The organism is Streptomyces sp. NPDC013157 (assembly GCF_042899865.1).
Taxonomy (GTDB): Bacteria; Actinomycetota; Actinomycetes; order Streptomycetales; family Streptomycetaceae; genus Streptomyces.
Genome location: NZ_JBIBAK010000007.1, coordinates 458,973 through 484,523, shown reverse-complemented (window position 1 = coordinate 484,523; position 25,551 = coordinate 458,973). Strand labels below are relative to the sequence as shown.

Sequence of the window (25,551 nt, the reverse complement as noted above, 5' to 3'; positions counted from 1 at the left end):
AAGGAACGGTCGCTTCCTTTGTACTCACCCTCTCGGGCTTTCCTCCGGGCTTCCCTTCGGTCTTGCGTTTCCGACTCTATCAGATCTTTTCTCGATCCGATTTCCTCGGTGCTTTCCAGGTTCTCGCTCTCGCGTTTCCCTTTCCGGCGGCTCCGACTTTATCAGAAGTTCTGAGTCGGAATTTCCACCCGGTCCGGGGCACCTGGATCCGGTGCATGAAGCACTGGGGTTCCCGGTCGGGCAGAGCCGTAAACCTACTGGAGCGGGGCTCCTCGATGCAAATCGAGGAGCCCCGCTCCGGGTTCACGCGTGCGCGTGTCAGACCTCCACGACCACCGGGAGGATCATCGGCCTGCGCCGGTACGTGTCCGAAACCCACTTGCCGAGGGTCCGGCGGATGAGTTGCTGCAGCTGGTGGGGCTCCACGACGCCGTCCTGGGCCGAGCGTTCCAGGACTTCGGAGATCTTCGGGATGACGGCGGCGAACGCCGAGTCGTCGATGCCGGAGCCGCGGGCCTGGACATGGGGTCCGCCCGTGATCTTGCCGGTGGACGAGTCGACGACCACGAAGACCGAGATGATGCCCTCGTCGCCGAGGATCTTGCGGTCCTTGAGGGCCGGCTCCCCGACGTCGCCGACCGAGAGGCCGTCGACGTAGACATAGCCCGCCTGGACCTTGCCGGAGATCTTGGCCTTGCCCGCGACGAGGTCGACGACGACGCCGTCCTCGGCGATGACGATGCGGTCGTGCGGGACGCCGGTCAGAGCGCCGAGCTCGGCGTTGGCGCGCAGGTGGCGCCATTCGCCGTGGACCGGCATCAGGTTCCTCGGCCGGCAGATGTTGTAGAAGTACAGCAGCTCGCCGGCGGAGGCATGGCCGGAAACGTGCACCTTGGCGTTGCCCTTGTGGACGACGTTGGCGCCCCAGCGGGTCAGGCCGTTGATGACGCGGTAGACCGCGTTCTCGTTTCCGGGGATGAGCGACGACGCCAGGATGACCGTGTCGCCGTCGACGATGCGGATCTGGTGGTCGCGGTTGGCCATCCGGGACAGGGCGGCCATCGGTTCGCCCTGGGAGCCCGTGCAGACCAGGACCACCTCGTGGTCGGGGAGATCGTCGAGCGTCTTGACGTCGACGACCAGGCCCGGCGGGACCTTCAGATAGCCGAGGTCCCTCGCGATGCCCATGTTGCGGACCATGGAGCGGCCGACGAAGGCGACCCGGCGGCCGTACTCGTGGGCCGCGTCCAGAATCTGCTGGATGCGGTGGACGTGGCTGGCGAAGCTCGCCACGATGATCCGCTTGCGGGCGTTGGCGAAGACCTGGCGCAGGACGTTCGAGATGTCGCGCTCGGGCGGGACGAAGCCGGGGACCTCGGCGTTCGTCGAGTCGGCCAGGAGGAGGTCGATACCCTCCTCGCTCAGTCGCGCGAACGCGTGCAGATCCGTGAGGCGGTGGTCCAGCGGGAGCTGGTCCATCTTGAAGTCGCCGGTGTGTACGACCATGCCGGCCGGGGTGCGGATGGCGACCGCGAGGGCGTCCGGGATGGAGTGGTTGACGGCGACGAACTCGCAGTCGAAGGGGCCGACGCGCTCGCGCTGGCCCTCCGCCACTTCCAGCGTGTACGGGCGGATGCGGTGCTCCTGGAGCTTCGCCTCGATGAGCGCGAGGGTCAGCTTGGAGCCGATCAGCGGGATGTCCGGCTTCTCGCGGAGCAGGTAGGGGACGCCGCCGATGTGGTCCTCGTGGCCATGGGTGAGGACGATGCCCTCGACGTCGTCGAGGCGGTCCCGGATGGACGAGAAGTCCGGCAGGATCAGGTCGATTCCGGGCTGCTCCTCCTCGGGGAAGAGCACTCCGCAGTCGACGATCAGCAGGCGGCCGCCGTACTCGAAGACGGTCATGTTCCGGCCGATCTCGCCCAGACCGCCGAGTGGCGTGACGCGGAGGGCGCCTTCGGGGAGCTGGGGCGGCGGGCCGAGTTCAGGATGCGGATGACTCAAAAGACTCTCCTCACCACGCACGCCACGTACCGGTCGGGCACGTGGCGTGCGTGACGTTCGTGCATAAGCAGTTGTCGTTGTCTTGGTGGGGTGCGGGCACCGGTGGTCCCGCTTATTCAGTTGTGAAGCGTTGCTGCGCGGACGGCCGCGCAGAAGTCTGTTGTCAGAGTTGTACCCCGCCGGCGGCAAGATCGATCTTGAGCTGGGCAATCTCCTCGGCCGAACATTCGACCATGGGGGCGCGCAGGGGTCCTGCGGGCAGTCCCTGGAGGGCGAGCGCGGCCTTGGTGGTCATGACGCCCTGGGTGCGGAACATGCCGGTGTAGACGGGGAGCAGCTTCTGGTGGATCTCGGCGGCCTTGACGACGTCACCGGTGGTGTACGCGTCGACGAGGGCCCGTAGGTCGGGCGTGACCACGTGGCCGACGACCGAGACGAAGCCGACCGCGCCCACGGAGAGCAGCGGCAGGTTCAGCATGTCGTCGCCGGAGTACCAGGCGAGGCCGGACTGCGCGATGGCCCAGCTCGCACGGCCCAGGTCGCCCTTGGCGTCCTTGTTGGCGACGATCCTCGGGTGCTCGGCGAGGCGGACCAGCGTCTCGGTGCTGATCGGGACGCCGCTGCGGCCGGGGATGTCGTAGAGCATCACGGGCAGCCCGGTGGCGTCGGCGACGGCCGTGAAGTGCCGGTACAGGCCCTCCTGCGGGGGCTTGTTGTAGTACGGCGTGACGACCAGCAGGCCGTGCGCGCCGTCGCGCTCGGCCTGGCGGGCCAGCTCGATGCTGTGGTGGGTGTCGTTGGTGCCGACTCCGGCCACGACGTGGGCGCGGTCGCCGACCGCCTCCAGTACGGCTCGTACCAGGTCCGATTTCTCCGCGTCACTGGTGGTGGGGGACTCGCCGGTGGTCCCGTTGATGATCAGGCCGTCGTTGCCTGCGTCCACCAGGTGGGTGGCGAGCCGCTGTGCGCCGTCGAGGTCGAGCGCGCCGTCCGCCGTGAAGGGCGTGACCATGGCGGTGAGGACCCGCCCGAAGGGGGTCTGCGGAGTGGAGGTCGGAGCCATGGGTTACACGCTACTCGGTGCTCACGGCGCGGTCTGCCCTCGGGGTGCGGGGAAAGTCCGGACAAATGCGGAGCCCGGCACTGCCTGCTCGGGGGTTCAAGCAGTGCCGGGTCCGTTTGATCAGGCTAGATGAACTTCTCTAAATGCCGCAATACGGACACCTCGCGAGGCTGATCCGTACATCTGTGCCGAGCACGACAACAAGCGCGATCCGCGGGCCGTACTACGGCGCGACCCGGCCGTTGGCGTTGAAGGCCGCGTAGGTGAGCGGCATGAGCTTGGCCCACTCCGCCTCCATCTTCTCGCCGACCATCTCGATCTCCCGCTGCGGGAAGGACGGCACCCTGGCCAGCTCGTGCTGGGTGCGCAGCCCGAGGAAGTGCATCAGCGAGCGGGCGTTGCAGGTGGCGTACATCGAGGAGAACAGCCCCACGGGAAGCACCGCCCGGGCGACCTCACGGGCGACGCCGGCGGCGAGCATTTCCTGGTAGGCCTCGTACGCCTGCCGGTAGGAGTCCTCCATCACCCGGCCGACCAGCTCCTGCTGGGCCTGGGTGCCCTCGACGAAGACGTACTTGCCGGGGCGGCCCTCCTGGACGAGCTTGCGGGACTCGCCGGGGACGTAGAAGACCGGCTCGAGCTCCCGGTAGCGGCCCGACTCCTCGTTGTAGGACCACCCCACCCGGTGCCGCATGAACTCGCGGAAGACGAAGATCGGGGCGCTGATGAAGAAGGTCATCGAGTTGTGCTCGAAGGGGCTGCCGTGGCGGTCCCGCATCAGGTAGTTGATGAGGCCCTTGGAGCGCTCCGGGTCCTTCTTCAGCTCGTCCAGGGACTGCTCGCCGGCGGTGGACACGCGTGCGGCCCACAGCACGTCGGAGTCGGCCGCGCTGTGCTTGACCAGGTCGACGGTGACATCGCTCCGGAAGCTGGGCTTGAGGTCGTCGGCGGGGGTGTCGGTCACGGCTCGGAGGGTCCTTCCATCACTTCTCTCGGGCGGCGCCCACTCTACGGCCCGGTACCGACATCGGGGCGTTCGGTGCCGGGGCGCGACATACGGCAGCGAATTTCTGTGAATTCGGTGAAACCGGGCACCTTTCGGGTTACTCGCCCGTCTGGGTAGATGACAGACAGTCGTTCGATCCCGAGAGGGGATGCACCGCCCATGTTCGGTCGGCGCGAACCGGTCCCGTTCGCCTTCCTCGCCGAAGCCGACAGGTTCCGCAGCAATGTCACACCCCCGCCCCGGCAGCGGTCGTCCGTGAGTCAGATAGCCGGGCGCTGGCTGCTCGGGCTCACCATCGTGGCCGGGCTGGTGGGCTCGCTGGTGCTCGGCATGCCGGCGCTGTCCACGCCGTCCGCCTCGGGGACCCAGCAGTCACAGGCCTCCCAGGGGCACTGACTCTTCCGGACCCCCGTGAGTGGTGGGCGGGAACACGGGCGGATAGCCTCACCGGGCACAGCCCATGCATGGATTGAGTGAGGACCAGCCGTGCCCCTGCCCTTCCTGACGGCCGACCGCACCTATGACGCGGCACTCGACAACGCCCTGCCCTACGACGACCGCGACCGCTGGCGGCGCCCCTACCGGCCCGGGCCGTGGCGGGTCGGCGGAGCCGCCCTGTGGCTGCTGCTCGCCTCGTTCGTGCTGTTCGCGGCGGTCGCACTGGCCCTGACCGGCTCGATGTCCTCCGCCGGGGCGGTCCTCGGCATCGCCCTGCTGATCATCGCCGCCGCACTGCGGATACTGCGCGTGGGTGTGTGGGTGAGCGCGCACGGAGTGCGCCAGGTGGGTCTGCTGTACACGCGCACGGTGCCGTGGAAGCGGATCGTCGAGGTGCGAACGGCGCAGCAGCCGGTGCGCTGGCTGGGCCTGCCGCGGACGGTGCAGGGTCAGGCGCTGACCCTCGTACGCAAGGACCGCGCCCCGGCGGACACCGAGCCGCTGCTGACCACGCACGGCATGGACTTCGTGGGCCGGGCGTCGGCCTTCGACCGTGCGGCGGACGTGGTGGAGGCGTGGGCGGCGGAGTACCGGCGCGGTTAGCTCCGCTGGAGGTGCCGCGATGTGCCGTGTGTCGACTGCGGCGCCGTTGTGGCTGGTCGCGCAGTTCCTCCCCCAGCGCCCCTGAAGGGGCGCTGCCGCTCAGGCCTCCAGTGGCCTGCCGTCGTGCAGGGCGATGGCGCGCTGCATGGCCTTGCGGGCGCGCGGGGTGTCGCGGGCGTCGTGGTAGGCGACGGCGAGGCGGAACCAGCTGCGCCAGTCGTCGGGGGCGACCTCGGTCTCGGCCTTGCGTTTGGCGAAGACCTCGTCGGCGGAGTCCCGGTCGATGCGGCCGCCGGGGGTGCGCTTCAGCTCGTCCACGGGCAGGCCGCCCTCGGCGTCGAGTTCGGCGGCGAGGGCGTTGGCCCGGCGGACGAACTGGGTGTTCTTCCACAGGAACCACAGGCCGATGACCGGCAGGATCAGCACCGCCACCCCGAAGGTGACGGTGAGGACCGTGCCGGTCTGGATGAGCATCACGCCCCTGCTGCCGACCAGCACGAAGTAGAAGAGGAGGACGGCGGCCGTGAGGGCGTAGGAGAGCTTCGCGCGCATGTCGTCCTGCCGGTTCAGCTCAGGTCCAGGAAGTTCTCCAGGCCGAAGGTCAGGCCCGGAGTGGTCACCACGCGGCGGGCGCCGAGCAGGATGCCCGGCATGAAGCTGCTGTGGTGGAGGGAGTCGTGGCGGATGGTGAGGGTCTCGCCCTCGCCGCCGAGGAGGACCTCCTGGTGGGCCAGGAGGCCGCGCAGGCGGACGGCGTGGACGGGGACGCCGTCGACGCTGGCGCCGCGCGCGCCGTCCAGGGCGGTCACCGTGGCGTCCGGGGCCGGGGCGGTGCCGGCCGCGCGGCGGGCCTCGGCGATGAGCTGGGCGGTGCGGGTGGCCGTGCCGCTCGGTGCGTCCACCTTGTTCGGGTGGTGGAGCTCGACGACCTCCACCGACTCGAAGTAGGGCGCCGCGATCTGCGCGAACTTCATCGTCAGCACGGCGCCGATGGAGAAGTTCGGGGCGATGAGCACGCCGGTCTCCGGAGACTGGGCGAGCCAGCCCCGCAGCTGCGCGAGGCGGTCGTCGGTCCAGCCCGTCGTACCGACGACCGCGTGGATGCCGTGGCGCACGCAGAAGTCGAGGTTGCCCATCACCGAGGCGGGGGTGGTGAGTTCGACGGCGACCTGGGCGCCGGAGGCCTCCAGCGCCTCCAGCTTGTCGCCCCGGCCGAGGGCGGCGACCAGCTCCAGGTCCTCGGCGGCCTCGACCGCCCTGACCGCCTCGGAGCCGATCCGGCCCTTGGCGCCGAGGACCGCCACGCGCAGCTTGCTCATCTTCGTCTTCGTTCCTTACCGGTGGTGTGTCAGGCGACGGCGTCGTGCAGGCGTGCGGCCTGCTTGTCCTTGAGCGGGCCGATGACCGACAGCGACGGGCGCTGTCCCAGGATGTCGCGGGCGACCGAGCGGACCTCGTCCGGGGTCACCGCGGCTATCCGGGCCAGCATGTCGTCGACGGACATCTGCTCGCCCCAGCACAGTTCGCTCTTGCCGATACGGTTCATCAGCGCGCCGGTGTCCTCCAGGCCGAGGACCGTGGAGCCCTGGAGCTGCCCGACGGCCCGCCCTATCTCCTCGTCCGGCAGGCCGTTCTCGGCCACCTGGTCGAGTTCGTCCCGGCAGATCTTGAGGACGTCGTGCACCTGCGAGGGCCGGCAGCCGGCGTAGACGCCGAACAGCCCGCAGTCGGCGAAGCCCGAGGTGTACGAGTACACGCTGTAGGCCAGGCCGCGCTTCTCCCGGACCTCCTGGAAGAGCCGGGAGGACATGCCGCCGCCGAGGGCGGTGTTGAGCACGCCGAGCGCCCAGCGGCGGTCGTCGGTGCGGGCGAGGCCGGGCATGCCGAGGACGACGTGCGCCTGTTCGGTCTTGCGGCCGAGGAGCTCGACGCGGCCCGAGGTCCGGATGGTGCGGCTGCCGTCGCGCGGGGCGATCGGCTGCGCGTCGGAGCTCTTGAGGGCGCCGGACTTCTCGAAGGCCGCGCGGACCTGTCGTACGACCTTGTTGTGGTCGATGTTGCCCGCCGCCGCGACCACCAGGTGGGTGGGGTCGTAGTGCTTCTTGTAGAAGCGGCGGATGCGGTCGGCGGTCAGGGCGTTGACCGTGTCGACCGTGCCGAGGACGGGGCGGCCGAGGGCGTTGTCGCCGAACATGGTGTGCGCGAACAGGTCGTGCACGCAGTCGCCCGGGTCGTCCTCGGTCATCGCGATCTCTTCGAGGATCGCGCCGCGCTCGACGTTGACGTCCTCTTCGAGGATCAGGGAGCCCGTGAGCATGTCGCAGACGACGTCGATGGCGAGCGGCAGGTCGGTGTCGAGCACGCGCGCGTAGTAGCACGTGTACTCCTTCGCCGTGAACGCGTTCATCTCGCCGCCGACCGCGTCGATCGCGGAGGAGATGTCCAGCGCACTGCGCCGGGTCGTGCCCTTGAAGAGCAGGTGCTCCAGGTAGTGGGTGGCGCCGTTCAGGGCGGGGGTCTCGTCGCGGGAGCCGACGTGGGCCCAGATGCCGAAGGTCGCGGAGCGGACCGAGGGCAGGGTCTCGGTGACGATGCGCAGGCCACCGGGGAGGGTGGTCTTGCGGACCGTGCCGATGCCGTTCTCGCCCTTGATCAGGGTTTGGGTACGGGCGACGGCCCGCGCCTCCGAGGAGGTGCGGGCCGTCGCCGTAGAGCTGCTCGACGTCACTTGTCGGTGTCGTCCTTTGCGTCCTCGGAGGAGGCCTCTTCCTCGCCCTCGATCACGGGGATGAGGGAGAGCTTGCCGCGGGAGTCGATCTCGGCGATCTCGACCTGGACCTTCTGGCCCACGCCGAGGACGTCCTCGACGTTCTCCACGCGCTTGCCGCCGGCCAGCTTGCGGATCTGCGAGATGTGCAGCAGACCGTCCTTGCCGGGGAGGAGGGAGACGAAGGCACCGAACGTCGTCGTCTTCACGACCGTGCCCAGGTAGCGCTCGCCGACCTCGGGCATCGTCGGGTTGGCGATGCCGTTGATGGTGGCGCGGGCCGCCTCGGCGGACGGGCCGTCGGCGGCACCGATGTAGATGGTGCCGTCGTCCTCGATGGTGATCTCGGCGCCGGTGTCCTCCTGGATCTGGTTGATCATCTTGCCCTTGGGGCCGATGACCTCGCCGATCTTGTCCACGGGGATCTTGACGGTGATGATCCGCGGGGCGTTCGGGGACATCTCGTCCGGCTTGTCGATCGCTTCCATCATCACGTCGAGGATGTGGAGGCGGGCGTCCCGGGCCTGCTTGAGGGCGGCGGCCAGGACGGAGGCCGGGATGCCGTCCAGCTTGGTGTCGAGCTGGAGGGCGGTCACGAACTCCTTGGTGCCGGCGACCTTGAAGTCCATGTCACCGAAGGCGTCCTCCGCACCGAGGATGTCGGTGAGGGTGACGTAGTGCGTCTCGCCGTCGATCTCCTGGGAGATCAGGCCCATGGCGATACCGGCGACCGGGGCCTTCAGCGGCACACCGGCGTTCAGGAGCGACATGGTGGAGGCGCAGACCGAGCCCATGGACGTCGAGCCGTTGGAGCCGAGGGCCTCGGACACCTGGCGGATCGCGTAGGGGAACTCCTCGCGGGTCGGCAGGACCGGGACCAGGGCGCGCTCGGCGAGGGCGCCGTGGCCGATCTCGCGGCGCTTCGGGGAGCCGACGCGGCCGGTCTCGCCGGTGGAGTACGGCGGGAAGTTGTAGTTGTGCATGTACCGCTTGCGGGTCACCGGGGAGAGGGTGTCCAGCTGCTGCTCCATCCGGAGCATGTTCAGGGTGGTGACGCCCAGGATCTGGGTCTCGCCACGCTCGAACAGCGCCGAGCCGTGCACGCGCGGGATGGCCTCGACCTCGGCGGCGAGCGTACGGATGTCCGTGACGCCGCGGCCGTCGATGCGCTTCTTCTCCTTGATCACGCGCTCGCGGACCAGCTGCTTGGTGAGCGAGCGGTACGCGGCGGAGATCTCCTTCTCGCGGCCCTCGAACTCCGGGAGCAGCTTCTCGGCGGCCAGACCCTTGACGCGGTCCAGTTCGGCCTCGCGCTCCTGCTTGCCCGCGATGGTCAGCGCGGAGGCGAGCTCCGGGCGGACGGCGGCGGACAGCGCCTCCAGGACGTCGTCCTGGTAGTCGAGGAAGATCGGGAACTCGCCGGTCGGCTTGGCGGCCTTCGCGGCGAGGTCGGCCTGGGCCTTGCAGAGCACCTTGATGAAGGGCTTGGCGGCGTCCAGACCGGCGGCGACGACGTCCTCGGTCGGCGCCTCGGCGCCGCCCTTGACCAGCTGGATGGTCTTGTCGGTGGCCTCGGCCTCGACCATCATGATCGCGACGTCGCCGTCCTCCAGGACACGGCCGGCGACGACCATGTCGAAGACGGCGTCCTCGAGCTCGGTGTGCGTCGGGAACGCGACCCACTGGCCGTTGATCAGCGCGACGCGGACGCCGCCGATCGGGCCGGAGAAGGGCAGACCGGCCAGCTGGGTGGACGCGGACGCGGCGTTGATCGCGACGACGTCGTACAGGTGGTCGGGGTTGAGCGCCATGATGGTGGCGACGACCTGGATCTCGTTGCGCAGGCCCTTCTTGAAGGACGGGCGCAGCGGGCGGTCGATCAGACGGCAGGTGAGGATCGCGTCCTCGCTCGGCCGGCCCTCACGGCGGAAGAAGGAACCCGGGATCTTGCCGGCGGCGTACATCCGCTCCTCGACGTCCACCGTGAGGGGGAAGAAGTCGAGCTGGTCCTTGGGGTTCTTGGAGGCGGTGGTGGCCGACAGCACCATGGTGTCGTCGTCCAGGTACGCCACGGCGGAGCCGGCGGCCTGCTTGGCCAGGCGGCCCGTCTCGAAGCGGATGGTGCGGGTGCCGAAGGCGCCGTTGTCGATGACGGCCTCGGCGTAGTGGGTCTCGTTCTCCACTAGCGTTTTCTCCGTTACTTTCGTCTGCGTTACGTCTTTTGTCCCGATCCGCCCGTGTGGCGGGGGGACGGTTGCGGAGAAGCGCGCCGTCCTGTGCGGGCCGGTCTTCGATCGAAGCACCCGGGGCTCGCTTCCCCCCGGGGGCCACTACCGAGGACCGGCGGCGGCTTGGGTGCGCTTCTCCTTCTTCGTTGTCCTGCTGTGTCGTGCGTATTGCGTTGTGCTACCACACTACAAAGCGTCAGTGACACTCCGCACGTTTCCGCACGTACGGCAAAGGGAGCGGCCCCGGGGTGTCTCTCCGGGAACCGCTCCCTTCACGGCGTCTTACTTGGCGCCCGCCGCACCGCGGCGGATGCCCAGGCGGTCGACCAGCGCACGGAAGCGCTGGATGTCCTTCTTCGCCAGGTACTGCAGGAGGCGACGGCGCTGACCGACCAGGATCAGCAGACCACGGCGGGAGTGGTGGTCGTGCTTGTGGGTCTTGAGGTGCTCCGTCAGGTCGGAGATCCGACGGGACAGCAGAGCGACCTGGACCTCGGGGGAGCCGGTGTCACCCTCCTTGGTACCGAACTCGGAGATGATCTGCTTCTTCACTGCGGCGTCGAGCGACACTCGAACTCCTCGTAGTCTGAATGGCCACCGAGTGCCCCCGGTCTTTGTCTCGGGGGAGCTTCCGTTACTCGGGAGGCGGGGATCCGCTGGGCGCTGCCTCCAGGGTCCGCGGGGGACTCCGGGGGTGCGTACACAAACGGCCGTCGTCAAGGGTACCAGTGCCGATGAGGGGCTCCGTCCCGGGGATCCGGAAGAAAGGACGAGGCCGGTGCCACCGCCAGTAGTGTGACGGTCACAGCCCAGACACGACGGGAAGGGGTCGCTGCGGGATGAGCGAGACGGCTGAGGAGATGAAGGCGCGCAAGGAGCGGGAACGGGACGAGCTCTACGCGCTCGACATCTCGGGCGTCGAGTGGCACTGCGCGCCCGGTACCGAGCAGGACGAGGAGCGGGTCGAGATCGCCTACCTGCCCGAGGGTGCGGTGGCCATGCGGTCCTCGCTCGACCACGGCACCGTGCTGCGGTACACGGAGGCGGAGTGGCGGGCGTTCGTGCTGGGCGCGCGGGACGGGGAGTTCGACCTGGAGCCGAACGAGCGCAACGGCGGGCTGGCCGCCCAGTAGGCGGGCAGCGCATCGAGGGGCGGCACGCACGCGTGCCGCCCCTTCGTGTTCCTGCGCCCGCCTTTCCCTGCGCCCGCCTTCACCGTGCTCACCTCGCCCTCCCCCGCACCCGTGACACCCGCGCGCAATGTCCCGTTTCCCGGGGCCAGTTCGCCCGCTTCGTCTGCTCACCCGGACACGGCGCACGCCAACTGGTACCCGAACTGACGGTTCTTGCCCGTTTTGTTCATCGATTGTTCGGCAATACGAAGGCCCCGCACACCACTTCCGGGCAGGGTGTGACCAGGCGGACCTCCGACGAGAGACGGACGGGCCTGCCGAGGTGCGGCTCACGGTGATTAGGCTGGGAGGGGGGCACGACGTCCGGACCGTGATTACGGCGCCGATGTCCCGAGGGGGAGAGCCGGTGGATCGGACTACCTCACACGAATACGGATGCTGAGAACGACACGACATGGTCGTCGCGCCGGCACGGCATGAGGGTGCTCGACCACACCAGGAGGAACTGTGAGCAGCGATCGGGACGGGATCCGCGGGGGCTGGGCCACACCCGGCGATGACCAGCCCGACGCGGAGTCCCTCAACGAGATGACGGGCGAGTTCACGATCGACTACGCGCCGCCCGCCTGGTACACGCAGAACGCGGCCGACGGTTCCGGTCCAGGGACCGGCGGAGCGGGCGGTCCGGGACCCGCGGGCGGTTCCGACGCGGAGAACGGGCCGGGTCCGGGGGCTGCCGGTCCAGGTCCGGGTGCCGGTGCGGGGCATGCCGCTCAGCCTCGTTCGCCGTTCCCGCCGGGGGCGCCGATCCCCGGGCTGACCCCTCCTCCGCACGCCCAGCAGGGGGGCGGGAGGCCCGGTCCAGGGGTGCCCTTCACCCCGCCGCCGTCTCCGCCGACCTCTGCTCCGGGCGCGCCGTTCACACCCCCGCCGACGTCGGCTCCCGGAGCGCCGTTCACTCCGCCGCCCGCGTCAACTCCGGGCGCACCGTTCACTCCGCCGCCCACCGCGACGCCCGGGGCGCCTTTCACGCCTCCGACGGCTTCGGCGCCGGCTGCCCCGACGCCGGGTGCGCCGGCCACACCGCCGCCCCCTTCGACGCCGGGTGCGCCCTTCACCGCGCCGCCCGCGTCAACTCCCGGAGCGCCGTTCACTTCCGCGCCCGCGTCAACGCCAGGGGCTCCGTTCACCCCTCCGCCCGCCTCCACGCCTGGTGCGCCGTTCACGCTGCCGGCGCCGAGCGCGGACGCCGGGGCACCGGCCGCACCGCCCAAGGCACCGTTCACGCCGCCCCCGGCCCCGGCCGGGCCGCCCGTAGGCGGCCCGGCCGCCGTACCGCAGCTGCCGGTCGGTTTCGAGCCGCAGCCGAGCACCGCCGAGGAGCCGGCACCGGAGCCCGAGGAGGACAACGGTGACCTGGAGAGCGGTTCGACGATGCGGTTCTCCCCCGCCGCGGTGAGGCGCGAGACGGCCGAGGCCGCCGGGCAGCCCGCCGCCGACGAAGAGCGGGAAGAGGAGGCGGAGGAAGCCGAATCGGAGGCCGCGGCCGTCGCCCTTCCGGTGAACTCCGAGGAGCACGCCGAAGACGCCGACGAGGACGCCGACGAGGAGGAGGCCGAGGACGGGGCGCCGAGCGACGAGTTCGACGCCGTCGCCGCCGACGATGCCGACGCTGATGCCGGTGCCGGTGCCGATGCCGACGTTACGGCCGAGACGGACGAGTCCGTGTGGGAAGCCGACCCGGCGGACGACACGGCGGACGAAGACGAGTCCCAGGACGCCGTGGCCGTCGTGGACGTCGTGGACACCCATGACGACGACAACGACAACGACGAGGCTCGCGCCGAGACCGACGACGCCGTAGCCGTCGTCGCCCCCGTCGAACCCCCCGCCGTCCCCGCGCCTCCGGCCCCTCCGCAGGACGCGCCCCCGGCTCCCGAGGACATCGTGCCCACCGCCTGGGCTCCCCCGCCGACGCCTCCGGCGGTGGTTCCGCCGCTGCCGCCGTCGTACCAGCCCGCGGCCCCCGCGCCCGCCGCCCAGTGGCCGGTCCAGCCGGCAGCCCCTGAGCCCGCGCCCGGACAGCCGCAGCCCCAGCCCGCCGCCGCGCAGGGTCCGCAGCCGTTCCGGCCGCAGGCCCCGCAGCCCGCGCCCGCCGCGTGGAACCAGCCCGCGACGCCCCCGCAGCCCGGACAGCCGCAGCCGTACGCCCCGCAGCCGGCCGTGCCCGACGCGCAGGGCGGCTACGGCTTCCCCCAGCCGGGCGCCCCCGTCGCGCCGCCGCAGGCACCGGGCGGCTACGGCTTCCCGCAGCCCGGACAGCCGCAGGCACCGGTCCAGCCCGGCGGCTACGGGTTCCCCCCGCCGGGCCAGCCGCAGCCCCAGCCGCCGCAGGCCGCCCCGCAGGACCCGCGCGCCGTACAGGCACCGCAGCCGGCGCCGCAGAGCCCGCAGCCGGCCGAGCCGCAGGCCCCGCAGCCCCAGCCGCCCGTCGACCCCCGGGCCGGCGCCGCCTGGCCGCAGCCCATCCAGCACGACCAGCGGCAGATGACCAACCCCGGTGCCGCGCCGCTGGGTTACACCGCCGCCGTGGAGCTGTCCTCCGACCGGCTGCTCAACAACAAGAAGCAGAAGGCGAAGAGCGGCCGGCCCGCCGCCGCGTCCTCCCGGTTCAAGATCGGCGGGAAGAAGGAGGAGGCCGAGCGGCAGCGGAAGCTGGAGCTGATCCGCACGCCGGTGCTGTCCTGCTACCGGATAGCGGTGATCAGTCTCAAGGGCGGTGTCGGCAAGACCACCACGACCACCGCGCTGGGCTCCACGCTCGCCACCGAGCGGCAGGACAAGATCCTCGCCATCGACGCCAACCCGGACGCCGGCACGCTCGGCCGCCGCGTGCGCCGCGAGACCGGGGCCACCATTCGTGACCTGGTCCAGGCGATCCCGTACCTCAACTCCTACATGGACATCCGGCGGTTCACCTCGCAGGCGCCGTCCGGCCTGGAGATCATCGCCAACGACGTCGACCCGGCCGTCTCGACCACGTTCAACGACGAGGACTACCGGCGCGCGATCGACGTGCTGGGCAAGCAGTACCCGGTCATCCTCACCGACTCCGGCACCGGTCTGCTGTACAGCGCCATGCGCGGGGTGCTCGACCTGGCCGACCAGCTGATCATCATCTCGACGCCCTCCGTGGACGGGGCGAGCAGCGCGAGCACGACGCTGGACTGGCTGTCCGCACACGGCTACGCCGACCTCGTGTCGCGGTCCATCACCGTGATCTCGGGGGTCCGCGAGACCGGCAAGATGATCAAGGTCGAGGACATCGTGGCGCACTTCGAGACGCGCTGCCGGGGCGTCGTGGTCGTCCCCTTCGACGAGCACCTGTCCGCCGGTGCCGAGGTCGACCTCGACATGATGCGGCCGAAGGTGCGGGAGGCGTACTTCAACCTCGCGGCGATGGTCGCCGAGGACTTCGTCCGGCACCAGCAGATGCACGGCCTGTGGACCAACGACGGCAACCCGCCGCCGGTGGCCGCCCCGCCGATGCCCGGCCAGCCCCTGCCCGGGCAGCAGTACTACGCGCCCGGCCAGCCGCAGCCGTACGCACCCGGCCAGCCCCAGCCGTACGCGCCGCCCGGGCAGCCGTATCCCCCGCAGCCGTACCCCCAGCAACAGCAGCCGTACCCACAGCAGGAGCTGTACGGACAGCCCCAGGCCCAGCCGCAGCCCCAGCCCCAGCCCGGCACCCAGCCCTACCCGCAGCAGCCGGGATACGGCTACCCGCAGCAGCCCCCGCAGCCGCCGCAGCCCCCGCAGGAGCAGCCGCCGCAGCAGTAGCCGGAACGCCGAAGGGCGGCCGGTGCCTCGCGCACCGGCCGCCCTTCGGCGTATCGCCGAGCCTCCGCCGGATCAGGCGTTCTCGGCCGCCACCAGCTCCCGGCAGCGCTTGACGTCCTCGGCCATCTGCTCCAGCAGGGCGTCGAGCGAGTCGAACTTGGCCTGGCCGCGGACGTAGGCCAGGAAGTCGACGGCGACGTGCAGGCCGTACAGGTCCAGGCCCACGCGGTCGATGGCGTACGCCTCCACGGTGCGCTCGGTGCCGTCGAACTGCGGGTTGGTGCCGACGGAGATCGCGGCCGGCATCACCTCGCCCTGCGCGTGCAGGTAGCCGGCGTAGACGCCGTCGGCGGGGATCGCGGTGTGCGGGAGGGTCTCCACGTTGGCGGTGGGGAAGCCCAGCTCACGGCCGCGCTGGGCGCCGCGCACGACCACGCCCTCCACCCGGTGCGGGCGGCCGAGGATCTCGCGGGCACCGGCCATGTCGCCCTCGGCGACCAGGCGCCGGGTCAGGGTCGAGGAGAACGGTTCGCCGCCGCCCGCCTCCCCGCGCACGAACAGGTCTACGACCTCGACCTCGAAGTCGTACACCTTGCCCTGCTCGATGAGGAACTCGACGTTGCCCGCGGCCTTGTGGCCGAAGCGGAAGTTGGGGCCCTCGACGACGGCCTTGGCGTGCAACTTGTCGACCAGGACCTTCACCACGAAGTCGGCGGCCGACAGCTTCGAGAACTCGGTGGTGAAGGGAAGGATCAGCACCGCGTCCACGCCCAGCTCCGCCATCAGCTCCGCGCGGGTGTGGTGCGGGGCGAGCAGCGGCGGGTGGCTGCCGGGGCGGACGACCTCGCTGGGGTGCGGGTCGAAGGTCACGACGACGGCCGGGATGCCCAGCTCACGGGCACGGTCCACGGCATGCCGGATGATCAGCTGGTGACCGCGGTGCACCCCGTCGTAGGACCCGATGGTGACGACGCTGCGCCCCCAGCCCTCGGGGATGTCCTCCAAGCCACGCCAGCGCTGCACTGTGTCCGCTCCTCGAACCTGTGTCCGTTGTCCGTCTTACGCAGGTCTAAGGGTGCCATGTTTGCCGGACCCGTCTCACACCGGCACGGTCGCTGTGACCGGGCGCACGTGTCCGCGCTCACGCCGGGACCCGCATGCCCGCCAGGTTTCCCAGCATGCGGCGGGTGCTGGGCCCGACCACCGCGGCCCACTCCTGCGGGGTGTCGGTGAGCCAGCGGGCCATCAGGGCGGCGAATCCGGGGACGTGCCGGCCGAGGTCGACCAGTCCGCGGTCGAACAGGGTCGCCCCGTCCGGGGTGCGGACCAGCAGCAGCCCGGTGCGCCTGACCAGCTCGCGCATCCCGTCGCCGTCGTCCTCGCGCTGTGCGGCGGCCGCGTGCAGCAGGGCGTCGAGGACGCCCGGGTCGCGTTCACGCTCCAGCAGGAACTCCAGGAGTTCCCCGCGCAGCGGTCGGGAGGCGGGGGTGCCGCCCGCGCCGAGTACGGTCGCGAGGGCCGCCCGGACCGGCTCGGGACCGTCGTCGAGCAGCTCGGTGACCACCGGCAGGAGGACGGTTCGGGCCTCGGCGCCCTGGTCCAGGCGGCGCTCGACGAAGGCGGCCACCTGCCCGGCCAGCTCCGGCCGCAGCTCGGCGGCCTCCAGGACCAGCTCGGTGACCCGGTGGGCGAGGGCGGGCGCGGTGACGTGGGCGAGCGTGCGCAGTACCTGTCCGGCGTCCGGTCCCCGCAGCCGGGCGCGGAAGGCTTCCAGGACCTCGTCGGAGTGGGTGGCCAGGGCGGGAACCAGGGCGGCGGGGGTCAGCTGGTGGTCGCCGTCGGCGAAGTGCCGGAGCGCCTGCGGGAGATGGCGGGCGCGGGTCACCGGGTCGCGGACCAGCAGGGCGAGGGCGCCGCCGTGCAGGGTGCAGTCGGCGGGGCGGGCGAGCAGGGCGAGCGCGGCGTAGCGGAGCAGTTCGCGGTCGGGTTCGCTGTGCACGTGCGGGGCGGTGCGCAGCCCGTGGGCCATGGCGGCCACCCGGCGGGCCGGGCGCTCGTCGTGCGCCCAGCGGTCGACGGCCCGGCACACCGCCGACGGCTCGTCCTCGGCGAGCACGGCGAGCAGTTCGTCGCCGCGCCGGTGTGCCGCGTCCACCAGCACCTCGGTCAGTTCGTCCAGGGCCCGCTGCCGGTGGGTGTGCAGCAACGCCTGGGCCGCCGTCGCCACGGTGGCGTGCGGCATCGCGGGCAACGGCCGCTCGTCGTCGAACCACCGGGTGAGACACGGCTGCACGGCGGCGGGGTCGGCGGCCAGGAGTCGGGCCACGGCGTCCAGGTAGCGGGGGGCGGTGCCCTCGGGCTCTTCCGTCGTCGGCTGAACCGGTACCCGGGTCGGCCGGGTCGGCCGGGCTCCGAAGCGGCCGAAGCCCGCGGTCTCCGGCTCCGGCTCCGGCAGCGGCTCGTCGGCAAGCACGAGCCTGCGCAGCAAGTCGAAGCGGTTCGCGGCCGGGAGGGCGAGCGCGGTCCAGAATTCCGGGCCGAACTCCGGCCCGAACGGGGATCCGGACTCGGCGGCCGCGGTGCGCCGGCGGCCCACGACCCGGTCGGCGAGCAGCCGCAGCACCCCGGTGTACGGCGTCGCGTCGGGCAGCCGCAGCAGGGTCTGGGTGAGCAGGCGTGCCGCCCACCAGGAGCCGGAGGCCAGGTCGAGGGCGTGCAGCAACTCGTCGAGTCGCGGTGTGAGTTGGGTGGGCCCGTACTCCCGGTCGAGCAGCAACAGGGCCTGGACGACCGGGCCGACCCTGTGGCGCGGGACGGGCAGGGGGTGGGCGCTCAGGGGGGTGCGGGGGCGGTGGACGAGGGCGTGGAGGGCTTCGTCCAAGTCCAGGTGCATCCCCTGGATCCAGTCGGCGAGCTCTTCGTGGGCGAAGCGGTAGCCGCCGCCGGCGGGCACCAGGAGTCCCTCGGTGAGCACGGCGGAGGCCCAGCCGGAGCCGCCGCCGAGGTGGGCCGGGACGGGTCCCCAGGGGAACACCGCTTCGAAGGACTCCCGGTCCAGCTCGCCCTGTCCGGGGCCGAGGCTGCGCCGGGCGGCCTCGTGCACCTGTCCGGAGACCCGGGCGGCGAGCCGTCGTACGGCCGTACCGCGCAGGCCGTTCTCGGCGGCCAGGCGGACCGCGATGCGCAGGCACATGAGGTCGAGGTAGGCGGCGAAGACGTCGTGCCGGTCGATCGGGTCCTGGTCGGCCGGGGCGTCCGGGAGGGCGGCCCGGACCTCGGAGAGCAGGCGCAGGGTGAGGGGATGGCTGGCGTCGCGGTCGATGAGGGCGTTGTCGGGGATGCCGTAGCGGGAGCGGGCGCGGCGGGCCTCGTCGGGGGTGAGGTCGGTCAGCCGGACGCAGGCGGGGTCGCCGGTGCCCTGGTGCAGCAGGGCGGGCGGGAACTCGGCGCCGGCGTGCTCCCAGTACTCGTCGCGGCAGGCCAGGAGCAGGCGGGCGCCGGTGTCGCGCAGCCAGTCGGCGGTGCCCTCGGTCCAGGCGGGGAGGCGGTGGGCGAGGACCGGGGGCATCTCCTCGGGGCCGTCGAGCAGGAGGAGGAGCGGGCGTCCGGCGCGGGCGGCGAGGCGGGCCAGTCGCTCCACGGTCACCTCACCCAGGTCGCCGGGGAGTTGGGAGCGGGAGGCGGCGACGATCCGGACCGCGCGCTCCAGGGAGCGGCGGGCCGCGTCGGCGACGGAGTCGTCGGCGTCCTTGAGGTCGGCGCCGCGGAGCCAGAGGGTGGGGGCCGGGTTCGCTGTGCGGTTGCGGCGGGCGGCGAGGGCGGCGAGTTCGGTGGTCCGGCCCGTTCCGGGGGCGCCGACCAGGGCCAGGACGGTGCCGGTGCCGGTGCCGGTGCCGGTGCCTTCGGCGAAGGCCGACAGCTCCGTTGCGGTTGCGGCTCGTTCTACCGGTTGTACGGGGTCGGTGTGTTCGCCTGCGAGTGCCGTGAGAGGTGGTGGGGCGGCTGCGGGTGGGTGGGGGCTGGTCGCGCAGTTCCCCGCGCCCCTTTGGGGCGCTCCGGTGCGGGGCGTTGCGAAGTGGGGCGTTTCGAAGTGGGGTGAGCTGGCGCGGGGCGAGCCGGGGCGGGGCGTTGGCATGTGGTGGCCTGCGTAGCCGGAGAGGGCGCCTGGGGGGCCGTCCTGGGCTACGGACGTGGCCGTCAGTTCCAGTACGCCCGCGAGGTTGAGGTCGATGCCGTAGGCCGGGACCGTGGCCGCGTTGGTGGCCAGGAGGTCGGCGAGGGGGCCGCTGTCGGGGTGGTGGAGAGATACGGCGAAGCCCACGTCCCGCTGGCCGGACTGGAGGGCGGTGCCGAGGACGGCCAGGACCGCGCCGGTCTCCGCGTCCAGGACCGGGCCGCCGGCCGCTCCGCCGCCCAGGCGCAGCGCGTCCCGGCCCGCCGTGCCGATCGCCAGCTCCAGGGTGTCCTCGAGGAGGTGGAAGCGGTCCGTGGCGGTGTACGTCACCTGGGTCGCGGCCAGCACCCGGGCCTCGCGCCAGCGGTCGGCTGCGATGCGCACGTAGGCGCCGGCCGGGATGCGTTCACGTACGGTGATCGGGAGCGGGTCCACGGCGAGGCCCTCGGTGCGGACCAGGGCCAGGTCGTAGGCGGGCAGCGGGACGACGGCGTCCGAGCCGACCACGCAGGTGCGGTCCCCGGCCGCGTGCAGCACGATCCGGGCGAGGCCGTCGACGGCCTCGTGACTGGTGATCAGCGTCCCGTGATGATCGGCCAGGAAGCCGGTGCCGCGCGGGCGTCCGGCGAGGTCCCGGACCCGGACCAACCGCTCGTCCAGCCCCGGCCCCGTGTCCTGCGCCGCCTCCCGCGTACCGTCCGCCGTCCGGCGACCGCTCCCGGTCCGCAGGCCGCGTCCCGCCATGATCGAACCTCCCCGCCCGTACATCCGTGCCCTTGTCTCCGGCTGTCTTCGACCGTAGGCGCGAAATGATCAGCGGGACAGAGCGGGCGGTGAACGCGCCCCCCTCCGCTCCCCCGGTTCACTCCGAGCGCCTGCTCGGTCGGGTGAATAGCCCGGGGCGGGTGGATACACCCTAGGGGTGGGGGAACCGAGGGGGGACCGTGGAGCGGCGGCGGCGTCAGACCCCGTGGTCGCCGCTCCACGGGCAGGGCCCGAGGGGCCCGGCGGACCCCGTGGGCTCAGCTGAAGACGGCGAGGCTCTTCGCCTTGCCCTTCTGCTCCTCGACGAGGGCCAGGAAGCGGCCCTCGGGGCCGAACACGGCGACGGGGCCGGCGCCCGCGTACTCGTCGGGCATCTCCAGGCGCACGCCGTTGGCGAGCAGGCGGGCCCGCCTGTCGTCGACGTCCCAGCGGCGGAACGCGGCTCCGGCCGCCTCCGCGATGGGCATCACGGTCAGCTCCTGCTGGAGCTGGTCGAGGGTGCGCGCGGAGTCCAGCTTGTACGGCCCGACGCGGGTGCGGCGCAGCGCGGTGAGGTGGCCGCCGACGCCCAGGTCGGCGCCGAGGTCTCGGGCGAGGGCGCGGATGTAGGTACCGGAGGAGCAGACGACGGAGACGACCAGGTCGAGGACGGGGGTGCCGTCCTCGGCGACGGCGTCCCGGACGTCGTACACGGCGAACGACGAGACGGTCACCGGGCGGGCCGGGATGTCGAAGTCCTCGCCGTCCCGGGCGCGCTTGTACGACCGTACGCCGTCGATCTTGATGGCGCTGACCTTGGACGGGACCTGCATGATGGCGCCGGTCAGCTTGGCGATGCCGGCGTCGACGGCCTCGCGGGTGACCTCGGAGGCGTCGGTGGACGAGGTGATCTCGCCCTCGGCGTCGTCCGTGACCGTGTTCTGCCCGAGGCGGACGGTCCCCAGGTACTCCTTCTCCGTGAGGGCGAGGTGCCCGAGGAGCTTGGTGGCCCGCTCGATACCGAGGACGAGGACGCCCGTGGCCATGGGATCGAGGGTGCCGGCGTGCCCGACGCGCCGGGTGCGGGCGATGCCCCGCATCTTGGCGACGACGTCGTGCGAGGTGAAGCCCGACGGCTTGTCGACGATGACAAGGCCGTCGGGCGGGGTGGGCTTGCTGGTCATTCGGTGGCGTCGTCCGTCTCGTCGGCGTCGTCCTCGCCCGGCTTCTTGTACGGGTCGGCCTCACCGGCGTAGGCAGCGCCCGCGGAGGCCTCGCGGACCTTCGCGTCGGACTGGCGCGCCCGGTCGAGGAGGTCCTCGATGTTCCGGGCGGTGTCCGGGAGGGCGTCCGCCACGAAGGCGAGGGTCGGCGTGAACTTCACGCCGGCGGCCCGGCCGACCTCGGACCGGAGGATGCCCTTGGCGCTCTCCAGACCGGCGGCCGCGGCCTTCCGCTCCTCCTCGTCGCCGTACACCGTGTAGAAGACGGTCGCCTCCCTGAGGTCACCCGTGACCCGGGTGTCCGTGATGGTGACGTGGGTACCGAGCCGCGGGTCCTTGATCCCGCGCTGCAGCTTCTGGGCCACCACCTCTCGGATGAGGTCCGCCAGCCTTTTCGCCCGCGCGTTGTCGGCCACTGGTCCGTCTCCCGTTCTTTCTTCTCGTCGTTCTCAAGTCTCAGGTCTAGTCGTCGTCGCCGTGGAAGCGCCGTCGGACGGACAGCAGCTCCACCTCGGGGCGGCCGGCGACCAGCCGTTCGCACCGGTCGAGTACGTCGGTCAGGTGCGCGGCGTCGCCGGAGACCATGGCAAGGCCGATGCCGGCCCTGCGGTGAAGGTCCAGGTGGTCCACCTCGGCCGCGCTCACGGCGTACTTCCGCTGGAGTTCGGCGACGATCGGGCGGACGACGGAGCGCTTCTCCTTGAGCGAGTGGATGTCGCCGAGGAGGAGGTCGAAGGACAGGGTCCCCACGTACATGTATGTATCCGGTTAACCCGCCGGTACGGGATCGATGGCCCTGTCAGGAACGGTACCCCGTCCCTGCCGGGGGCTCGACCGACTTTCCCCACCCGCCACCGGGCTGCGCCCGGACCCGGGTCTCTGCCCACCCACCCGCCCGACTCGGTGGGCAAGGCCCCGCCGCGGGGCTCCGCCCCGGACCCCGGCCTCGCCCACCCACCACCCGACTCGGTGCGCTGAAAAGGTGCCCCCTCGGGCGGTGCCTGTTCGGCGGACCGAGACGGTACCTACTGCCGACCGAGTCGGGTGGTGGGCGGGCGGAGGCCCGGGGTCTGCGGGAAACGTGCCGGCCGACGGAACCGAAATCCCGTCGGCCGGCACCAACCGTGGGTGTTACACCCGCGGCTTCTCGCGCATCTCGTACGTCGCGATGACGTCGTCGATCTTGATGTCGTTGAAGTTTCCGAGGTTGATACCACCCTCGTAGCCTTCGCGGATCTCGGTGACGTCGTCCTTGAAGCGGCGCAGGCCCTCGATGTTGAGGTTCTCCGCGATGACCTTGCCGTCGCGGACGAGGCGGGCCTTCGTGTTGCGCTTGACCTCGCCCGAGCGGATGAGGACACCGGCGATGTTGCCCAGCTTGGACGACTTGAAGACCTCGCGGATCTCCGCCGTACCGAGCTCGACCTCCTCGTACTCCGGCTTGAGCATGCCCTTCAGGGCCGCCTCGATCTCCTCGATCGCCTGGTAGATGACCGAGTAGTACCGGACGTCCACACCCTCGCGCTCGGCCATCTGCGCCGCGCGGCCGGCCGCGCGGACGTTGAAGCCGATCACGATGGCGTCGGAGCCCATCGCCAGGTCGATGTCGGACTCCGTGACCGCACCGACGCCGCGGTGCAGGACGCGGATGTCGACCTCTTCGCCGACGTCCAGCTGGAGCAGGGAGGACTCCAGGGCCTCGACGGAACCAGAAGCGTCGCCCTTGATGATGAGGTTGAGCTGCTGGATCTCGCCGGCCTTGAGCACCTTGTCCAGGTCCTCCAGGGACACGCGGCGCGTGCGCTTCGCGAAGGCCGCGTTGCGCTCGCGCGCCGCACGCTTCTCCGCGATCTGGCGGGCCGTACGGTCCTCCTCGACCACGAGGAAGTTGTCGCCGGCACCCGGGACGTTGGTGAGACCCAGGACCTGCACCGGCGTGGAGGGGCCGGCCTCGGCGACGTTGTTGCCGTTGTCGTCGAGCATGGCGCGGACGCGACCGTAGGCGTCGCCCACGACCATCGTGTCGCCGACCCGCAGGGTGCCTCGCTGGACGAGGACCGTCGCCACGGCACCGCGGCCGCGGTCGAGACGGGACTCGATCGAGATGCCCTGCGCGTCCTGGGCCGGGTTGGCCCGCAGGTCGAGCGAGGCGTCCGCGGTGAGGACCACGGCCTCCAGCAGCGAGTCGATGTGCAGACCCTGCTTGGCGGAGATGTCGACGAACATGGTGTCGCCGCCGTACTCCTCTGCCACCAGGCCGTACTCGGTCAGCTGACCGCGCACCTTGGTCGGGTCGGCACCCTCGACGTCGATCTTGTTGACCGCGACGACGATCGGGACGTCGGCCGCCTTGGCGTGGTTGAGCGCCTCGACCGTCTGCGGCATGACGCCGTCGTTGGCCGCGACGACCAGGATCGCGATGTCGGTCGACTTCGCACCACGGGCACGCATGGCGGTGAACGCCTCGTGACCCGGGGTGTCGATGAAGGTGATCTTGCGCTCTTCGTCGTTGACCTCGGTGGAGACCTGGTAGGCACCGATGTGCTGGGTGATGCCGCCGGCCTCGCCCGCGATGACGTTCGTCTTGCGGATGGCGTCGAGCAGTCGGGTCTTACCGTGGTCGACGTGACCCATGACGGTGACGACCGGCGGACGGACCACCAGGTCCTCCTCGTCGCCCTCGTCCTCGCCGAACTCGATGTCGAAGGACTCGAGCAGCTCGCGGTCCTCCTCCTCGGGGCTGACGATCTGAACCGTGTAGTTCATCTCGTCGGCGAGGAGCTGCAGCGTCTCGTCGGAGACGGACTGCGTGGCCGTGACCATCTCGCCGAGGTTCATCATGACCGCGACGAGCGACGCCGGGTTGGCGTTGATCTTCTCCGCGAAGTCGGTGAGCGACGCGCCGCGGGAGAGACGGATGGTCTCGCCGTTGCCGCGCGGCAGCATCACGCCGCCGACGCTCGGGGCCTGCATGGCCTCGTACTCCTGGCGACGCTGCCGCTTCGACTTGCGACCGCGACGCGCCGGACCGCCGGGACGGCCGAAGGCGCCCTGCGTGCCACCACGGCCGCCGGGACCGCCCGGACGACCGCCGAAGCCGGGACGACCGCCGCCGCCACCGCCACCGGGGCCGCCGCCGAAGCCGCCGCCACCGCCGCCGGGGCCACCGCCGCCGGGACGACCGGCGAAGCCGCCGCCACCGCCCGGACGGGCGCCACCGCCGCCACCGGGACGACCGGCGAAGCCGCCACCGCCACCGGGACGACCGGCACCGCCGGGACGACCCGCACCGCCGGGACCGCGACCGCCGCCGCCGGGGCCGGGACGCGGGCCGGCAGCGGGACGCTGCGGCATCATGCCGGGGTTCGGACGCGGGCCCGCGGAGCCGCCGCCGGGACGCGGACCGCCCTGCGGACGGGGCATACCGGACGGGCTCGGGCGGGAACCGCCGGGAGCCTGAGGACGCGGACCGCCGCCCTGGGCGCCGGGCGCCTGCGGACGGGGACCTGCGCCGGGGGCACCGGGACCACCGGGGCGCGGGCCGCCCTGCGGGCGCGGGGCCTGCGGGCGGGCCATGCCGGTGGAGCCACCGGACGTGAAGGGGTTGTTACCGGGGCGCGGACCGGCCGGACGGGCACCGCCCGGACGCGGGGCCTGGCCACCGGGACGCGGCGCGCCCTGACCGGGACGGGCATCGCGCTGGCCGGGGGCCGGACGGCCACCGGGGCGCGGGGCACCCTGGCCCGGACGGGGACCGCCGCCCTGCGGACGCTGGCCCTGTGCGGCGGCCGGGCTCGGCGCCGCGGCGGCCGGAGGCGCCGGCGGAGCGGTGAACTCGGGCGCGGCCGGAGCCGGACGCGGCGCGGGCTTCGGGCCCGGGACGGGACGCGGGCCGGAGGCGGCCGGCGCGGGGGTGACCGGGGCCGGAGCCGGGGTCGCGGGCGCCTGCGGGGCCGCGGGGGCCGCCGGAGCCTGCGCCTGCGGCTGCGGGGCGGCCGGACGCGGGGCGCCGGGCTTCGGGGCACCAGGACGTGCCGCCTGCGCCGGAGAGGGCGCCGCGGGCCTGGGGGCCGCCTTGCGCGGGGCGGGCTTGCCACCGCCCTGGAACGCGTCGGTCAGCTTGCGTACTACGGGCGCCTCGATCGTCGAGGACGCCGAACGGACGAATTCACCGAGTTCCTGGAGCTTGGCCATGACGACCTTGCTCTCAACCCCGAACTCCTTGGCGAGTTCGTATACCCGGACCTTAGCCACTTCGCTCCTTTTAGGTCCGGGTGCGTCCGGACCGTCGCTACTTCATGGGCGTACTCATCGCGTGCTCATCGAGT

At 71.9% G+C, this 25,551-nt stretch carries 18 protein-coding genes; 4 read left to right on the top strand and 14 right to left on the bottom strand.

Annotation, left to right across the window (positions count from 1 at the left end; genetic code table 11):
- Positions 1-318: 318 nt before the first annotated feature.
- The 3 genes from ACFY6U_RS23610 to thyX form a co-directional block, all read right to left on the bottom strand.
- Positions 319-2,004 carry a ribonuclease J gene (locus ACFY6U_RS23610; RefSeq protein WP_390041110.1) on the bottom strand — a complete coding sequence of 562 codons (1,686 nt, stop codon included), beginning with the start codon at positions 2,002-2,004 and terminating at the stop codon, positions 319-321.
- Positions 2,005-2,167: 163 nt separating this feature from the next.
- Positions 2,168-3,067: a 4-hydroxy-tetrahydrodipicolinate synthase gene (gene dapA, locus ACFY6U_RS23605; RefSeq protein WP_390041108.1), complete on the bottom strand. Its 900-nt coding sequence runs from the start codon at positions 3,065-3,067 to the stop codon at positions 2,168-2,170.
- Between the two features lie 223 nt (positions 3,068-3,290).
- Complete coding sequence (thyX, locus tag ACFY6U_RS23600; protein ID WP_390041106.1) at positions 3,291-4,031, bottom strand: FAD-dependent thymidylate synthase; 741 nt, start codon at positions 4,029-4,031, stop codon at positions 3,291-3,293.
- A gap of 201 nt (positions 4,032-4,232) precedes the next feature.
- On the opposite strand from thyX, the gene ACFY6U_RS23595 reads away from it, so the two are divergent.
- Entirely contained in the window at positions 4,233-4,469 is a 237-nt protein-coding gene (locus ACFY6U_RS23595) for a hypothetical protein (RefSeq protein ID WP_351501507.1), read from the top strand.
- 90 nt (positions 4,470-4,559) lie between these two features.
- Entirely contained in the window at positions 4,560-5,114 is a 555-nt protein-coding gene (locus ACFY6U_RS23590; RefSeq protein ID WP_351501505.1) for a hypothetical protein, read from the top strand.
- A gap of 99 nt (positions 5,115-5,213) precedes the next feature.
- Here the strand turns inward: ACFY6U_RS23590 and ACFY6U_RS23585 are convergent, their stop codons facing one another.
- From ACFY6U_RS23585 to rpsO, 5 genes are all read right to left on the bottom strand, one after another.
- A complete protein-coding gene (locus tag ACFY6U_RS23585) occupies positions 5,214-5,666 on the bottom strand; it encodes a hypothetical protein (protein WP_390041104.1) in 453 nt (150 codons plus the stop codon).
- A gap of 14 nt (positions 5,667-5,680) precedes the next feature.
- On the bottom strand, positions 5,681-6,433 hold the full coding sequence (dapB, locus tag ACFY6U_RS23580) for a 4-hydroxy-tetrahydrodipicolinate reductase (RefSeq protein ID WP_351501502.1): 753 nt from the start codon (positions 6,431-6,433) through the stop codon (positions 5,681-5,683).
- Positions 6,434-6,462: 29 nt separating this feature from the next.
- Entirely contained in the window at positions 6,463-7,842 is a 1,380-nt protein-coding gene (locus ACFY6U_RS23575) for a M16 family metallopeptidase (protein WP_390041101.1), read from the bottom strand.
- Positions 7,839-10,064, bottom strand: a complete 2,226-nt coding sequence (locus ACFY6U_RS23570; RefSeq protein WP_351501498.1) for a polyribonucleotide nucleotidyltransferase — start codon at positions 10,062-10,064, stop codon at positions 7,839-7,841. The genes ACFY6U_RS23575 and ACFY6U_RS23570 overlap by 4 nt, the downstream gene beginning before the upstream one ends.
- A 327-nt stretch (positions 10,065-10,391) precedes the next feature.
- Positions 10,392-10,679 (bottom strand): 30S ribosomal protein S15, encoded by a 288-nt coding sequence (gene rpsO, locus ACFY6U_RS23565; protein ID WP_004924725.1) that lies wholly within the window; start codon positions 10,677-10,679, stop codon positions 10,392-10,394.
- Between the two features lie 269 nt (positions 10,680-10,948).
- Here rpsO and ACFY6U_RS23560 point away from each other — a divergent pair, with 269 nt between their 5' ends.
- The gene (locus ACFY6U_RS23560; RefSeq protein ID WP_181804473.1) at positions 10,949-11,242 is read left to right on the top strand and encodes a DUF397 domain-containing protein; all 294 of its coding nucleotides are present in this window, start codon (positions 10,949-10,951) and stop codon (positions 11,240-11,242) included.
- Between the two features lie 507 nt (positions 11,243-11,749).
- Positions 11,750-15,082, top strand: coding sequence for an SCO5717 family growth-regulating ATPase (locus tag ACFY6U_RS23555; protein ID WP_390041098.1), 3,333 nt, complete (start codon positions 11,750-11,752; stop codon positions 15,080-15,082).
- Positions 15,083-15,154: 72 nt separating this feature from the next.
- Here ACFY6U_RS23555 and ACFY6U_RS23550 read toward each other — a convergent pair whose 3' ends face one another.
- The 6 genes from ACFY6U_RS23550 to infB form a co-directional block, all read right to left on the bottom strand.
- Complete coding sequence (locus ACFY6U_RS23550) at positions 15,155-16,105, bottom strand: bifunctional riboflavin kinase/FAD synthetase (RefSeq protein ID WP_351502547.1); 951 nt, start codon at positions 16,103-16,105, stop codon at positions 15,155-15,157.
- Between the two features lie 118 nt (positions 16,106-16,223).
- Entirely contained in the window at positions 16,224-20,000 is a 3,777-nt protein-coding gene (locus ACFY6U_RS23545; protein ID WP_390041096.1) for a trypsin-like peptidase domain-containing protein, read from the bottom strand.
- Between the two features lie 278 nt (positions 20,001-20,278).
- Positions 20,279-21,184, bottom strand: a complete 906-nt coding sequence (truB, locus tag ACFY6U_RS23540; protein ID WP_390041094.1) for a tRNA pseudouridine(55) synthase TruB — start codon at positions 21,182-21,184, stop codon at positions 20,279-20,281.
- Entirely contained in the window at positions 21,181-21,639 is a 459-nt protein-coding gene (gene rbfA, locus ACFY6U_RS23535; RefSeq protein WP_351502553.1) for a 30S ribosome-binding factor RbfA, read from the bottom strand. Before rbfA ends, truB begins: the two co-directional genes overlap by 4 nt.
- A 46-nt stretch (positions 21,640-21,685) precedes the next feature.
- On the bottom strand, positions 21,686-21,979 hold the full coding sequence (locus ACFY6U_RS23530; protein ID WP_046732584.1) for a DUF503 domain-containing protein: 294 nt from the start codon (positions 21,977-21,979) through the stop codon (positions 21,686-21,688).
- Between the two features lie 375 nt (positions 21,980-22,354).
- Positions 22,355-25,477 carry a translation initiation factor IF-2 gene (gene infB / locus ACFY6U_RS23525; protein ID WP_390041092.1) on the bottom strand — a complete coding sequence of 1,041 codons (3,123 nt, stop codon included), beginning with the start codon at positions 25,475-25,477 and terminating at the stop codon, positions 22,355-22,357.
- Positions 25,478-25,551: the final 74 nt, after the last annotated feature.

Excerpts from the sequence above, each read along its gene's own strand:
- ACFY6U_RS23530 (WP_046732584.1), bottom strand. The coding sequence starts at position 21,979 with ATGTACGTGGGGACCCTGTCCTTCGACCTCCTCCTCGGCGACATCCAC.
- dapA (WP_390041108.1), bottom strand. The coding sequence starts at position 3,067 with ATGGCTCCGACCTCCACTCCGCAGACCCCCTTCGGGCGGGTCCTCACC.
- ACFY6U_RS23595 (WP_351501507.1), top strand. The coding sequence starts at position 4,233 with ATGTTCGGTCGGCGCGAACCGGTCCCGTTCGCCTTCCTCGCCGAAGCC.
- truB (WP_390041094.1), bottom strand. The coding sequence starts at position 21,184 with ATGACCAGCAAGCCCACCCCGCCCGACGGCCTTGTCATCGTCGACAAG.
- ACFY6U_RS23585 (WP_390041104.1), bottom strand. The coding sequence starts at position 5,666 with ATGCGCGCGAAGCTCTCCTACGCCCTCACGGCCGCCGTCCTCCTCTTC.
- dapB (WP_351501502.1), bottom strand. The coding sequence starts at position 6,433 with ATGAGCAAGCTGCGCGTGGCGGTCCTCGGCGCCAAGGGCCGGATCGGC.
- ACFY6U_RS23545 (WP_390041096.1), bottom strand. The coding sequence starts at position 20,000 with ATGGCGGGACGCGGCCTGCGGACCGGGAGCGGTCGCCGGACGGCGGAC.
- ACFY6U_RS23560 (WP_181804473.1), top strand. The coding sequence starts at position 10,949 with ATGAGCGAGACGGCTGAGGAGATGAAGGCGCGCAAGGAGCGGGAACGG.